The sequence below is a fragment of the Streptomyces olivoverticillatus genome (assembly GCF_014203555.1).
Classification (GTDB): domain Bacteria; phylum Actinomycetota; class Actinomycetes; order Streptomycetales; family Streptomycetaceae; genus Streptomyces; species Streptomyces olivoverticillatus.
In genome coordinates, this window is the sequence record NZ_JACHJH010000001.1 from 738,381 (window position 1) to 752,036 (window position 13,656).

The 13,656-nt window shown below is 72.1% G+C and carries 11 protein-coding genes; 4 read left to right on the forward strand and 7 right to left on the reverse strand.

What is annotated here, in order from left to right; all coding sequences use genetic code 11:
* Nucleotides 1-146: 146 nt before the first annotated feature.
* The 6 genes from FHS39_RS03435 to FHS39_RS03460 form a co-directional block, all read right to left on the reverse strand.
* A complete protein-coding gene (locus FHS39_RS03435; RefSeq protein ID WP_184346216.1) occupies nt 147-1,178 on the reverse strand; it encodes a BMP family ABC transporter substrate-binding protein in 1,032 nt (343 codons plus the stop codon).
* Nucleotides 1,179-1,307: 129 nt separating this feature from the next.
* On the reverse strand, nt 1,308-2,540 hold the full coding sequence (locus tag FHS39_RS03440) for a M20 family metallopeptidase (RefSeq protein ID WP_184346729.1): 1,233 nt from the start codon (nt 2,538-2,540) through the stop codon (nt 1,308-1,310).
* 168 nt (nt 2,541-2,708) lie between these two features.
* Nucleotides 2,709-3,899 carry a hypothetical protein gene (locus FHS39_RS03445; RefSeq protein WP_184346731.1) on the reverse strand — a complete coding sequence of 397 codons (1,191 nt, stop codon included), beginning with the start codon at nt 3,897-3,899 and terminating at the stop codon, nt 2,709-2,711.
* 53 nt (nt 3,900-3,952) lie between these two features.
* Nucleotides 3,953-4,906, reverse strand: a complete 954-nt coding sequence (locus FHS39_RS03450; RefSeq protein WP_184346217.1) for an N-acetylneuraminate synthase family protein — start codon at nt 4,904-4,906, stop codon at nt 3,953-3,955.
* A 56-nt stretch (nt 4,907-4,962) separates the two neighbouring features.
* Nucleotides 4,963-6,291 carry an acylneuraminate cytidylyltransferase gene (locus FHS39_RS03455; RefSeq protein WP_184346218.1) on the reverse strand — a complete coding sequence of 443 codons (1,329 nt, stop codon included), beginning with the start codon at nt 6,289-6,291 and terminating at the stop codon, nt 4,963-4,965.
* A 38-nt stretch (nt 6,292-6,329) separates the two neighbouring features.
* Entirely contained in the window at nt 6,330-7,655 is a 1,326-nt protein-coding gene (locus tag FHS39_RS03460; RefSeq protein WP_425507728.1) for a DUF6716 putative glycosyltransferase, read from the reverse strand.
* 187 nt (nt 7,656-7,842) lie between these two features.
* On the opposite strand from FHS39_RS03460, the gene FHS39_RS03465 reads away from it, so the two are divergent.
* From FHS39_RS03465 to FHS39_RS03475, 3 genes are read left to right on the forward strand one after another with little or no spacing between them, the layout of a single operon-like run.
* Nucleotides 7,843-8,820 (forward strand): glycosyltransferase, encoded by a 978-nt coding sequence (locus FHS39_RS03465; RefSeq protein WP_184346219.1) that lies wholly within the window; start codon nt 7,843-7,845, stop codon nt 8,818-8,820.
* On the forward strand, nt 8,820-10,208 hold the full coding sequence (locus tag FHS39_RS03470; RefSeq protein WP_184346220.1) for a polysialyltransferase family glycosyltransferase: 1,389 nt from the start codon (nt 8,820-8,822) through the stop codon (nt 10,206-10,208). Before FHS39_RS03465 ends, FHS39_RS03470 begins: the two co-directional genes overlap by 1 nt.
* Complete coding sequence (locus FHS39_RS03475; RefSeq protein WP_184346221.1) at nt 10,205-11,419, forward strand: acyltransferase family protein; 1,215 nt, start codon at nt 10,205-10,207, stop codon at nt 11,417-11,419. The genes FHS39_RS03470 and FHS39_RS03475 overlap by 4 nt, the downstream gene beginning before the upstream one ends.
* On the opposite strand, the gene FHS39_RS03480 is transcribed toward FHS39_RS03475, so the two are convergent.
* Entirely contained in the window at nt 11,416-12,066 is a 651-nt protein-coding gene (locus FHS39_RS03480; RefSeq protein WP_184346222.1) for a TetR/AcrR family transcriptional regulator C-terminal domain-containing protein, read from the reverse strand. The two genes, FHS39_RS03475 and FHS39_RS03480, sit on opposite strands and share 4 nt — an antisense overlap.
* 78 nt (nt 12,067-12,144) lie before the next feature.
* Between FHS39_RS03480 and FHS39_RS03485 the strand changes: the two genes are divergently transcribed.
* The gene (locus FHS39_RS03485; RefSeq protein ID WP_184346223.1) at nt 12,145-13,638 is read left to right on the forward strand and encodes an FAD-dependent monooxygenase; all 1,494 of its coding nucleotides are present in this window, start codon (nt 12,145-12,147) and stop codon (nt 13,636-13,638) included.
* Nucleotides 13,639-13,656 lie beyond the last annotated feature (18 nt).

The following is a 13,656-nucleotide window of genomic DNA, read 5'->3' on the forward strand; positions in this document are numbered from 1 at the left end:
GGTACGGCTGGGCGGGGGCGACGCTACACGCGTCAACGCCGTGCTACGCGCGTAGCGTTGGCTCGTATGTACGGGCCCGGCGGTGGAGGGGGGTCCTCCAGGCCGCCGGGCCCGTCTCCTGCGGACCGGTCAGGACCGGCCCGGTGTCACGGGGAGGTGTGGACCTTGACCTGGCCGTCCACGATCTTCTTCTTCGCGGCCTCGATCTTGTCCTTGATGTCGTCGATGAAGCCGCCGGAGGTCGCCAGCGACACGCCGCCGTCCTTCAGCAGGTACTTGTGCTCGCCCGTGAGCGGCTTCCCGTCCTTGACGCTCTTGATGAGGTCGTAGACCGCCACGTCCACGTTCTTCACCACGGAGGTGAGGATGTGGTCCTTGTACTTCTCCAGGCCCGGCTGCTGGTACTGGTCGGAGTCGACACCGATCGCCCAGGCGTCCTTCTGGCCGGCGATGGCCTCGATGGAGCCGTTGCCGGAGAGGCCGGCCGCCGTGTAGATCACGTCGATGCCGGAGTCGAGCATGCCCTTGGCCTTGTCCTTGGCGGCCGCCGGGTCGTTGAAGCCCTTGTCGTTGTTCGGGTACAGGTACTGCGAGGTGACCTGGACATTGGAGTCCGTGTCCTTCGCACCCTGCTCGAAGCCCGCCTGGAACTTCTGGATCAGCGCGTTGTTCACACCGCCGATGAAGCCGACCTTGTGGTTCTTCGACTTCAGCGCCGCCGCGACACCCGCGAGGTAGGAGCCCTCGTGCTCACCGAAGGTGATGCTGTCGATGTTGTTGCCGGGGGCAACGGAGTCGACGATGCCGAAGGTGGTCTTCGGGAAGTCCTTCGCGACCTTCTCGATCGACTTGGAGTAGTTGAAGCCCACGCCGATGACCGGGTTGTAACCCGCCTCGGCCAGGGAGTTCAGCCGCTGCTCGCGGTCGGCCTCGGTCTCGCCGTTCTTGGCGGTCATGAGGCGGTTGTCGACACCGAGCTCCTTCTTGGCCTTGTCCACGCCGCGGGCGGCGGACTCGTTGAAGGAGTGGTCATCACGGCCGCCGACGTCGAAAGCAAGGCCGACACCCTTGCTCTTGCCGCCGCCGGACTCGGTGGAGGACTCACCACAAGCGGTGAGGGTGAATGCGAGAGCCGCGGTGGTCACACCCGCGACAGTGATTGTGGATACCCGGCGCACGAGGGCCCCTTCACTCGAAGCGCCTCCATTGGCGCTGGTTCGCGGGCATCGTAACGCGCGTAGATGCAGATAAAAGGGGTGCTCGCAAGCCGTTATCGGATCGTCGCGAACCAGTCTCGACCGGATTGCCTACATTCGGTTGCCGTCGAGCAAAGCCGCGGCGGTGAAGAGCTCCACCCCCACCGCAATGGCGTCCTCATCCACGTCGAAATCACCGCAATGCAGGTCACGGGGGGTGTTGTCGCCTACGGGGCGCACTCCGAGCCGGGCCATGGCACCCGGGACGTGCTCCAGGTACCAGGAGAAGTCCTCGCCCCCCAGACTCTGCTCGGTGTCCTCCACCGCGTAGCGCCCGAGGCGGGCCGTCATGGCGCGGCGCAGCAGCGCGGTGGACTCCGGGTCGTTGACCACGGGCGGGACGCCGCGGATGTAGTTGATCTCCGACTTGGCCCGGTGCAGGGTGGCGATCTCGTCGACGGCGGCGTGCACCAGGTCGGGAGCTTCCCGCCAGATGTGCCGGTCCAGGCAGCGGACGGTGCCGGAGAGCTCGGCGTGCTGCGGGATCACGTTGCAGGCGTGGCCGGCCTCGATGCGGCCCCAGGTGACGGCGAGGCCGGAGCGGGTGTCGACGCGCCGGGAGAGCAGCGCGGGGACCTCGGTGGCGATCTTGGCGGCGGCGGTCACCAGGTCGGTGGTCAGGTGGGGGCGGGCGGTGTGGCCGCCGGCGCCCGCGAGGCTGACCTCCAGCCGGTCGCAGGCGGAGGTGATCGGCCCGACCCGCAGTCCCACGCGGCCGACCTCGACCTTGGGGTCGCAGTGCAGCGCGAGGATCCGGCCCACCCCGTCCAGCACGCCGCACTCGATGGCGTCCAGGGCGCCGCCGGGCAGCACCTCCTCGGCGGGCTGGAAGATCAGCCGGACGGGGGTGGGCAGCAGCCCCTGCTCGGCGAGGCCCGCGAGCACCAGCCCGGCGCCGAGCACGACGGTGGTGTGCACGTCGTGGCCGCAGGCGTGGGCCATCTTGGGGACCGTCGAGCGGTAGGGGACGGACTTGGTGTCCGGGATGGGCAGCGCATCGAGGTCGGCGCGCAGGGCGAGCACCGGGCGGCGGCCCGCGGAGCCGTACGCGGCGTCACGGCCGATGTCGCAGATGAGGCCGGTGCCGGTGGTGAGGGTGCGCGGTCTGAGCCCGGCTTTCTCCAGCCTCGCCCGGACCGCCGCGGTCGTACGGAACTCGCGGTTCCCCAGCTCGGGGTGCATGTGCAAGTCCCGCCGGAAGGCGATGAGTTCGGTGCGCAGCCCGGACGGGAGCACACCGGGCAGTACACCATCGACGGTGTCGGGCTCGGCTTCGCAGGGCATCAGATGATTCACCCTGCGAAGGGTAGAGCCCCGAATGGGGCAACTGCCGCTCGATCAAGAAAAGTTCATCAGCATGGATGGGTTGGCGAAGGGGTATGACCCCTATTTACGGCGTACCTTTGCGGAAGGCTCCGAACCGCGACCGTTTTCGACCTCTGTTGCTCCGGGTTATGGCGCGGGGAGGGGGGCGTGCGGCAGCCGCTGCACGCCGCGCGCGGTGCCGGTCACGCCGGAGAGGAAGCCCTCGGCGCGCGGTGAGGCGTTCTCGGTGAGCCAGGCGGGGTCGATGTCGCAGACGGCGACGCCCACTCCGGTGCCCGCGAGGGCCAGCGGCAGGGTGTGCACGACGGTGGAGGGGAAGCTGAGGACGGTGCGCCCGATGGGGCCGCGCCGGGCGACGAGCTCCAGCGGCAGTTCGGGGCGTACGACCTCCAGGCCCAGCTCGGTGGATATGCGGCGCAGCTTGTCGGTGTGTTCGCGGCGGTGGGCGAAGTAGCGGGTGGCGCCGTGGGCGTCGGCCAGGGCGGCGACGGCGTCCAGGTAGCGCTCGGGGTCGACGACTCCGGTCTCCACCAGCGAGGTGCCGACGAGGTCGGTGCCGCGGGTGAGCCGGGGCGGGCCGTAGGTGGCGCGGGTCCAGGCGAAGTCGTTGGGGGTGACGGTGACGCCAGGGGGCGCTTCGACGGGCATTGCGGTGAAGACCTGAACGCTGCGCCGGTTGTTCGGGGTGAGCATCCGGCGCGTTGAAGCAGACACCGGCGCGAAGAGCAGATCGCACGCCCCTCCCCCGCCGTGCCGGTGCCAGCGCACCAGCCGTTCCCCCCGGGCGAGTTGGGAGACGAACTCCATGGTGGCCGTTCCGTCGTCCACCACGACGAGCTCCCGCGCCCGGGTGATGGTCAGCAGCAGCTGTACGTACCGCGAGAACGGGTCCCCGATGACGATGCGTCGCGCCCGGCGCAGCGGCCGGGCGAGCGAGCCGATGGTGCCCACGGGCGCCCCCGGGCCGCCGCGGGCCTCCTGCCAGCGCACCCGGTGCCCCTGGTCGCGGGCCAGTTCGGCCATGCGCCGCAGCTGTCCGCGGGTCATCGGGTCGTGGGGGGCGAGGACGACGACGAGCAGATCGGTGGCGAGCGGTGTGATGTCGCGGTGGGTGGGCTGGCGGGGCACGCCGTCACGCAAGGGGCGGGGCTCCTCCGGCGGGTGGTGCGCAGGGTGATGCGGGGGGCGATGGGCGGTGTGGTGGGCCCATTCGAGGACGTTCAGCAGCTGCACCGGGCTCTCGACGAAGGCCAGGGTGTCGGCCGTCGGGGCCTTGGGCCCCCGGAGCCGGCGGACGGGAGTGGCCGCCGCCTCCAGGGGCGGGCCGCCGGGCGGCCCCTCGGGTGAGGTCACCGGGGTGCCCGGGGCCCTCAGACCGCGACGGGTTCGCGGTCGCCGGACTGCGGACCCTCGGCGTTCGCGTCCGCCTCCGCCACCACGCCCGGCACGCGGCGCAGCTTGCGCATGGGTCCCAGCTCGCTCTCGTACACCTTCTTCACCCCGTCGCCCAGGGACTCCTCGACCACGCGGATGTCGCGCACCAGCCGCTGCAGGCCGCCGGGTTCGACGGAGGCGGCCTGGTCGGAGCCCCACATGGCGCGGTCGAGGGTGATGTGGCGCTCGACGAAGCAGGCGCCGAGCGCGACCGCGGCCAGGGTGGTCTGCAGGCCCGTCTCGTGCCCGGAGTAGCCGATGGGCACGTTGGGGTATTCGGCCCGGAGGGTGTGGATGACCTTGAGGTTGAGCTCGGCGGCCCTGGCCGGGTAGGTCGAGGTGGCGTGGCAGAGCAGGATGTTGTCGCTGCCGAGCACCTCGACGGCGTGCCGGATCTGCTTCGGGGTGGACATCCCGGTGGAGAGGATCACGGTGCGTCCGGTGGCGCGCAGGGTGCGCAGGAGTTCGTCGTCGGTGAGGGAGGCCGAGGCGACCTTGTGGGCCGGGACGTCGAACTTCTCCAGGAAGGCGACGGATTCGGTGTCCCAGGGCGAGGCGAACCAGGCGATGCCGCGCTTGGCGCAGTGCTCGTCGACGGCCCGGTACTCGTCCTCGCCGAATTCCACCCGGTGGCGGTAGTCGATGTAGGTCATCCGGCCCCACGGCGTGTCGCGCTCGACGTCCCACTGGTCGCGGGGGGTGCAGACCTCGGGGGTGCGCTTCTGGAACTTCACCGCGTCGCAGCCGGCGTCGGCGGCCGCGTCGATGAGCGCGAGGGCGCCCGCGAGGTCGCCGTTGTGGTTGATGCCGATCTCGCCGGTGACGTAGACGGGGTGGCCGGGGCCCACGGGCCGGTCGCCGAGGGTGCGGGTGAGCGGGGCGAAGGTCATGAGGAGGCTGTTCCTTCAGTGAGGGGGAAGGGGAAGGGGCGGAAGCAGGGGCCGGTTCAGAGGTCGCCGTCCGGGGACGGCGAGGGGGCGGGGACGGCGGGCTGGACGGGCGCGTCGGAGGCGAGGTCCGCGCCCAGCAGCCAGGTGGCGATCTCGCGGACGGCGCCGTGGCCGCCGGGCGTGGCGGTCACGGCCCGGGCGGCGCCGCGCACGGCGTGGTGCGCGTCGGCGACGGCCACCGGCCAGCCGGCGATGTCGAAGCAGGGCAGGTCGTTGACGTCGTTGCCGGCGTAGAGCACGCGTTCGGGGGCGATGCCCTGTTCCTCGCACCACTGCTTGAGCGCGACGTCCTTGTGCTCGCTGCCGTGGATGACGGGGACGCCGAGCTTGCGGCCGCGGGCGGCGACGACGGCGTTGGTCTCCGACGACAGGATCAGCACCGCCAGCCCGGCCCGGCGGAGGGCGGCGACGCCGAGGCCGTCGCCGCGGTGGACGGCGACGAGCTCGCGCCCGTCGGCGTCGACGAGGACGCGGTCGTCGGTCTGGGTGCCGTCGAAGTCGAGGACGACGGCGTCGACGTCCGCGCGGGAGGGGAGGACCGAGAGCCCGCTGTCGAGCAGCGGCGCGAGTGCCCGGGCGCGGGCCAGGTCGTGCGGGTCGTCGACCTCCAGCACCCGGGCGGCGTCGGTCCGTACGAGCTCGGTCCGCCCGAAGAAGCGGTGGCGGGCGGTGCGGAAGCCATTGGCGTCCATGGCGTAGGCGGCGCCGGTCTCCAGGAGGTCCTGGGGGCGGTCCTGGCGGCGGGGGCGGTGGGCTTTGTCGTGGTTGACGCCGGTGCCTCCGGCGGCTCCTTCCCCGGTCCCGCCCCTTCCCGAAACCGGGGGCTCCGCCCCCGGGCTCCCGGTCCCCAAACGCCGGACGGGCTGAATGTGCCCGGGGTCCCGCCATACGAAGCCGTGGAACGGCGCCACCGTCAGCGCGCTGTCCGCGCCGCCCTCCACGACGGCGGAGGCCACCCCGTCCACGTCCTCCGCCGTGAGGAACGGGCTGGTGCACTGCACCAGCAGGACCGTGCCGACCGTGCGTCCGTGCATCGCCTCGTACGCGTCCATCGCGTGCAGCACCGCCGATTCGCTCGTGGCCGTGTCGCCCGCGATGGCGGCGGGGCGGTGGACGACGACCGCGCCCGCGCCGCGGGCGGTCTCGGCGATGGCGGGGTCGTCCGTGGAGACCACGACGTCGGTGACGAGGCGGGCGGCGCGGCAGGCGCGCACCGCGCGGGCGACGAGCGGGATGCCGCCGACGGCGGCGAGGTTCTTCGAGGGCACCCCCTTGGATCCGCCGCGTGCGGGGATGACGGCCAGCACGGCGGTCGGTGCGGACATGGTGTGCTCCTTGGGGTGGTGTGCGATCGGGGCGGCCGTCACAGCTCCCCCAGCCGCCGGATGACGGGCGCCACGCGCTGGACGCCGTGCCGGTAGGCGCCGCGGGCCGCGTCGCGCAGGGCGCCGCGGGTGGCGCGGCGCAGGGCGCTCTCCGCGCGGTCGGGGTCGCGGCGTCCGGGCAGGGGGCGGCCGTCGGGGCCGAGGCCGTGCCGGGCAAGGATCGCGGGGAGGTAGCCGGGGGCGGTCCCGGCCGTGTAGCAGGGGGCGAGCGGCGGCAGGCCGGGGTGCGCGGCGAGGGCGGCGACGCGCTCACGGGCGGCATCGAAGGCCTTTTCGTACGTGCCGTCCGCGGCGACGCCCTGCCGGGCGGTCCAGGCGGGGTCCGGGTCGGGCAGCAGGCCCGCGTCGAGCCGGTCCCAGGAGGTGAGGCAGCCGGAGCCGAGGAAGTGGTGGTTGCCGAGGGGCTCGCGGATGCCGAGGTCGGTGAGGACGGCGGTGGGGATGCCCCGGTGCAGGGCTTCGAGGGCGGCAGTGGAGCTGACGGTGACCAGCAGGTCGGTGGAATCGAGCACGTCCCCCATGTGCCCATATGACAGGCGGCAGTTGGGTGGCAGGCCGCCGGTGAGGCGGGCGGCGAGTTTCTGGTACGGGAGTTCTTCGATGTGGGTGGTGTGCTCGCCGGGTTTGCTGCGCAGCTTGATGAGCACCTCGCGCTCGGGGTGCAGCCGGGCGTGCCGTACGGCCCGCTCCAGCAGGTACTGCCGGTCGGCGCGGGTCTCGGGCACGGACGGCTGGGCGGCGAACACCACGGCGTACGGGCGCCCTTGGACCCCCGGCTCGTAGCGTGCGCCCCCGAGGAAGGGCAGGGCGCACTCGGTGACGCTGTCGTGCGGGGCGCCCGCTCCGGCGTACACGGCGCGGAAACGCTCCGCGTCGTGACGGGAGTTGGCGAGGACGACGTCCGCGCCGTGCCGCAGCAGCAGGCCGTCGGCGAGCTTCTCGTAGACGACGCCCACATAGCCGGTGACCACAACGGGCCGCCGGGCCTCGGCCCGCCACGCGTGGGCCAGGCCGTGCAGCATGGCCTGGACGGCGCCCCCGACGCAGGCCAGCACCACGACGTCGTACCGGGCGCGGCCGGCCGTGCGCAGGAAGTCCGTGCCGGTGACCTCGCGCAGCGAGTCCGCCCGGATGCCGACCTCGCCGAGCTGGCGGACGGTCGGGGTGGCGCGCCCCCGCAGCAGGAAGCCGTCCAGCGGCCCGCCGGGGGCGAGCCGGCGGGCGGTGAGCGCCCCCCATTTCCACCGGGTGTCGGAGTCCGCGAGCACCGCGATACGCAGCGGGGAATCGGTACGTGATGGCACGTCGCCGACGATAGAAATGGATTCCGTTTCGTTGCCCAACGCGAGCTCAACAGCCGGTAAACAGCACACCGACGATCGGCGAATCAGTTGACGCGCAGGGCCGGTTCATCATTCCGCCGCGCTTCGTTCACCTTCACTTACGCCCGGCGTCAGAACGAATGCCGGGGCGCCGCCTAAGGTCTCGGGAGTGGTCAAGCTCTCCGTCATCGTGCCGTTCTTCAACGTACAGACATACGCTCCCGACACACTCCGAAGTCTACGTGCGAACGCGCGTGAGGATTTCGAATTCATTCTCGTCGACGACTGTTCGACGGACGGGACGCCGGGCATCCTGGAGCGCGCCGCGGGCGAGCTCCCGGGGGCCGTGCTCGTACGGCACGAGAAGAACGGCGGTCTGGCCACCGCCCGCAACAGCGGGCTGGACGCGGCCCGCGGGCAGTACATCGCCTTCCTCGACGGCGACGACTGGCTGGCGCCCGGCTACTACCCCCAACTGCTTTCGGCCATCGAGTCGTTGGACGTCGACTTCGTGCGCACCGACCACGTGCAGTGCACCGGGCGCACCCGCACGATCCACCGCGTGCCCACCGGCAGGCGGGGCGTCGTGCTCCGGCCGCGCGAGGCGATACTGCCCGCGGACCGCTCCACCTCCGTCGACTACCCCTACGCCTGGGCGGGCATCTACCACCGGCGCCTGCTGGACGACGGCCTGCTGCACTTCCGGCACGGGCTGCGCACCGCCGAGGACCGGCCGTGGATCTGGCGGCTGCACCGCGAGGCGCGCTCCTTCGCGGTCGCCGGACTCCTCGGCGTTTTCTACCGGCGCGGCGTCGCCTCCTCGCTCACACAGATCGGCGACGTACGCCAACTCGATTTCATCCGGGCATTCGACCAGGTGATCGACGAGACCTCGCGGGATCCGGACGCCGACCGGCTGCTCCCCAAAGCCGTCCGCACGTATTGCGCCATCATTTCCCACCATCTCGGCTCCATAGAGCGCTTCGAACCGGCCGTCGCCCGAACACTGCGTTCGATGAGTGCAGCAGCCATGAAACGCATGCCGCAGGATCTCCTCAAGGACGCCTTGAATTCCATGGACGACGACCGCGCCGCCCGGCTGCGCCGAGTGCGCCGCCGCCCCATGGCCGCCGAGGCGGCCGCCTGATGCCCGCCGCGCCGGGCGCCCGCTCCCGCACCCAGATCCTCCTCGCCTCCACCCTCTACGGCGCGGCCACGCTCGCCGCCGCCCTGGACGCCGGGCTGCTCGCGCCCGCCGACCGCAGACTGCTGCTCGTCGCCAACACCGCCGCCACGCCCGAGACCACGCCGGCCTTCGACCGGGCCCCCGGCTTCGAGCGGCTGCGCACCCGCTTCGACGGCGTGCTGTCCTGGAACGAGACGATCAGCCCCTTCCACCCCGGCGGCTGGTCCCCGCGCCCGGACGACGTCCCGCTGTGGGAGCGGCACCTGCGGCTGCTGTGGGGGCTCGGCGACGACGAGGTGGAGATCGTCCTGGAGTCCATCCAGGTCAACCCCGCCCTCGCCGTCGCCCAGCTCTTCCCCGACGCCCCGCTGGAGGTCTACGCGGACGGGCTGATGAGCTACGGCCCCACCCGCAGCAAGCTCGATCCGCTGGTCGGCACGCGCGTGCGCCGCCTGCTCCACCTCGACCTGGTGCCGGGCCTTGCGCCCCTGCTGCTCACGGAGTTCGGCGTCGAGGCGGAGATCGTCCCCGACGACGCCTTCACCAAGGTGCTGGCCGAGCTCGGCGACGCCACCGCCGGCCGGCTGCCGGACGTCCCCGAGGGGGCCGCGCTGCTGCTCGGGCAGTACCTGTCGGCGCTCGACATCCTCACGCCCGAGGAGGAGGAGCGGCTGCACGCCCGGATGCTGCGCGGCGCGGTCCGCCGCGGCCACCGCGACGTGATCTTCAAACCGCACCCCATCGCGCCCGCCCGCTGGTCGCGGCTGCTGGAGGAGGAGGCGGAGCGGCTCGGCGCGTCCCTGACCGTCCTCGACACGCCCGTCCTGGCCGAAGTGGTGTGCCAGCGGCTGCGGCCCGCGCTCGTCGTCGCCTGCTTCTCGACCGCGCTCTTCACCGCCCGCGCCTTCCAGGGCCTGCCCGTCGCCCGCTGCGGCACCGAACTGCTGCTGGAGCGCCTCACCCCGTACCAGAACAGCAACCGCGTGCCCGTCACCCTCGTCGACGCACTGCTGCCCGACCTCGACCACCCGCAGCGGCCCCCGGTCGCGGAAGCACACCTGAGCGGGCTGCTGACGGCGGTCGGCTACGCGATGCAGCCGCAGATCCACCCCGGACTGCGCCAGGCCGCCGAGCGCTACCTCGCCGCGCACCTGAACGCCCGCACCCGGCGCTACTTCAAGCGCCGCCGCCTCACCGCGCTCGCCCTCCCCGGCGCGATCCCCTCCCAACTCGCCTTCCTGCCGCGCAATCCCGCCGTCCGCAGAGTGGCCCGCCGTGCGCGGGCGGTGCGACGGCGCCTCGCACGGCGGCCGAGCGGCACCCAGACCCGGAACGGAGGGCCGCAGTGAGGCCCGACACGGAACTCCCCGCCGCACCGCAGGACGCCAGGCCCGCGCAGGGGAACACCCCTGGGACGCTCTTGGGCCACCCCCCGAAACCCGCCGTCTCCGGTGCCGGGCGGGCACATACCGGGCCGGCACCGGGCGCGTCGCACACCCGGCTGCGCGCCCTGGACGGACTGCGGCTGATCGCCGCGCTGATGGTGGCGCTGTACCACTACGGCGGGCGGGACGGCGAGGTCAGCCAGGCGTGGGGCGTCTCGCCCCGGCACGCATTCCCGCACCTGTCCACGGCCTTCGCCTACGGCTGCCTCGGGGTGCAGATCTTCTTCGTCATCAGCGGCTTCGTGATCTGCATGAGCGGCTGGGGCCGCCCGCTGCGCTCCTTCTTCGCCTCCCGCGCGGCCCGCCTCTACCCCGCCTACTGGGCGGCCATCGTGCTCGTCACCCTCGCCTTCGCGCTGCCGTGGGTGGCGTACAAGACGGTCTCCGCCAGCGACACGCTGGTCAACCTGACCATGCTCCAGCAGCCCGTGGGCGCCCACCGGGTGCTCGGGGTGTGCTGGACGCTCTGGGCGGAGCTGCGCTTCTACGCCCTCTTTGCGCTCTTCGTCGTGCTGCCCGGCGCCACCCGGCACCGGGTGATCCTCTTCTGCGCGGTGTGGACCCTGATGACGGTCGTCACCACCGCCTCCCACCTGGAGTTTCTGCGGGTGGTCTTCATGCCCGAGTACTCGGCGTACTTCATCGGCGGCATCGGCCTCTACCTGATCCACCGCTTCGGGCACGACGCGCTCGCCTGGGGCATCGTCGGCGTGAGCTTCCTGCTCGGCCAGCACTACGCGGTGGCGGGGCTGTGGCACCCGCCGAACCCGCACTACTTCTCCTACCGCTCCCCCTACGTCATCATCGCCGTCCTCGCGCTGGGCTACGCGGCCGTGGCGGCCGTCGCCCTCGGCAAGGTCCGCTGGGCGAACTGGGGTTGGCTGCCCTTCGCGGGCGCGCTGACCTACCCCTTCTACCTGGTGCACGAGCACCTGGGCTGGGTGGTGATCGGCGGCCTGCACCGGAAGCTGGGCATCCCGTCGGCCGCCACGTTCGCGCTGACGATCGCCCTGATGCTGGCGCTGGCGTGGGCGCTGCACGTGTGCGTGGAGCGGCGGCTGACGCCGGTGCTGCGCCGGGCGCTGGACGGGCGCGGCTCCCGAATGGGTAACTAGGGCGCGGCGGTCGGCGTCAGCGTCGACTCGATGCCCGCGATGACGATGCGCAGGCCCGTCTCGAAGGCCTCGTCGAGGTCGCCGAAGAACGCCCACCCGGCTTCGGCGGCCAGCGGGTAGCCCTCCAACTTGCGTGCACGGTTGGCCAGGTCGTAGGCGGGGTCGCGCTCACCGCCGGGCATGGGTTGTACGGACTGCTCCTCGATGACGTGCCCGACGGTGTACGTGTGCGCGGTGTGCAACGCGTGGGCGGCGGCGCGCGGGGGGAATCCGGCGTCCACGAGAACGGTCATCATCCGCTCCAGCGGTGCGGCGTAGCTGTCGTCCGTGAAGCGCGTACCGCTGAAGACCTTGGCGCCGTCGCGGTAGCCGAGCAGGAAGCTGCGCAGCATGCGGCTGTATTCGGCCAGAAACTCCTGCCAGGTGGTGCGGCCGACGTCGACGATCGGGCGGGACATCCGCCGGAACATCTCCGTGGCGACCTCGTCGAGCAGCTCCTGCTTGTTCTTGAAGTGCCAATACAGCGCCGGTGCCTGGACGTTCAGCTCCTTGGCGATCCTGCGCAGGGTGAGGCCTTCGAGGCCCACCTCGTTCAGCAGGCCCAGTGCGGTTTCGGCCACCAGGGCACGGTCGATTCGATTTCCCACCTTGACAGCTTAACGGCGTTCAGTTCAGTCTGGGCACAGCACGAACTTAACAACGTTAAGCACACTTGGGGGTCCCTCGTGGAAACGGAAGTTCTCATCGCCGGCGCCGGTCCGACCGGTCTCGTCCTCGCCATCGACCTGGCCCGCCGCGGGATACGCCACCGCATCGTCGACCAGTCCGAGCGCGGCTTCCCCGGCTCGCGCGGCACGGGCATACAGCCGCGCACGCTGGAGGTGTTGGACGACCTGGGCGCCGTCGAGGCCCTGATGGCCGCCGGCGGCCCGGTCCCGCTCGTCCAGAACTGGAGGGGCACCGAGCGCACCGATGTCCGTCAGCTCGTCGTGCCGGCCGACGCCTCACCGGGTGTGCCCTACCCCGTGCCGTGGATGGTCCCGCAGTGGCGCACCGTCGAGGTCCTGACCGCCCACCTCGAAGAGCTGGGCGGACACGTGGAATTCCGCACCGAACTGACCGGCTTCGCCCACGACGCGGACGGTGTGACGGCCACCTTGCGGCGCGCCGACGGCACCGCCGAGACCGTACGGGCCGCATGGCTGGTCGCCGCCGACGGCGGCCGCAGCACCGTACGCAGGACCCTCGGCGTGCCCATGACCGGCACCCAGGTGGTGGACCCGCACCCGATGCTGGTCGCCGACGTCATCCTGGAAGGCCCCGACCGGCCCCACATCGACCGCGACCACTGGCACATGTGGGCCGAGAACGGCCTGCTCGCCCTGCGGCCGTTCGAAGGCACGGAGACCACCCAGGTCATGGCCTCCTTCCCGGATGCGGAGGGCGCCCTCGAAGCCGCACAGGCCCTCACCCCGGATGACATCGGCCGCCTCGTCGCCGAGCGCTCCGGGCTGCGCCTCACGGTGGGCGAGGTGCGCTGGTCCTCCGCCTTCCGGCCGCGCATGGGAATGGCCGAGCGCTTCCGCACGGGCCGGGTGCTGCTGGCCGGCGACGCCGCCCACATCCACTCCCCGGCGGGCGGCCAGGGCCTCAACACCAGCCTCCAGGACGCCTACAACCTCGGCTGGAAACTGGCCGCCGTGCTGCGCCTGGGCGCGCCCGACAGCCTGATCGACACCTACGACGCCGAGCGCTCGAAGGTCGCGGCCGACGTGCTGAGCCTGAGCAGCCGCATCCACGCCTCGGACCGTGTGCCGGAGCGCGGGCCGCAGCGACGCGGCAAGGAGACGCACCAGCTGACCCTGGGCTACCGCGAGAGCCCGCTGAGCCGGGAGCTGCGCCGGGAGATCCCCGAGGGCGGTCTGCAGGCGGGCGACCGGGCGCCGGACGCGCCGTGCGGCACCCCGGCGGGGGCGGCGATGCGGCTGTTCGACGCCTTCCGGGGGCCGCACTTCACGCTGCTGAACCTGACGGGGACGCCGGTGCAGGCGCCGGAAGCGGACTGGATCCGCATGCCGGAGGTCGTCGACGCGCACGGGCACATCAAGGAGGCGTACGGGACGGGGCTGTTCCTGATCCGTCCGGACGGATACGTGGGGCTGGCCACGGACGATCCGGCGGATGTGGCGCCGTACTTGGCGGAGCTCGCCGGGGTCTGATCTCCGCCGCCGGCGGCT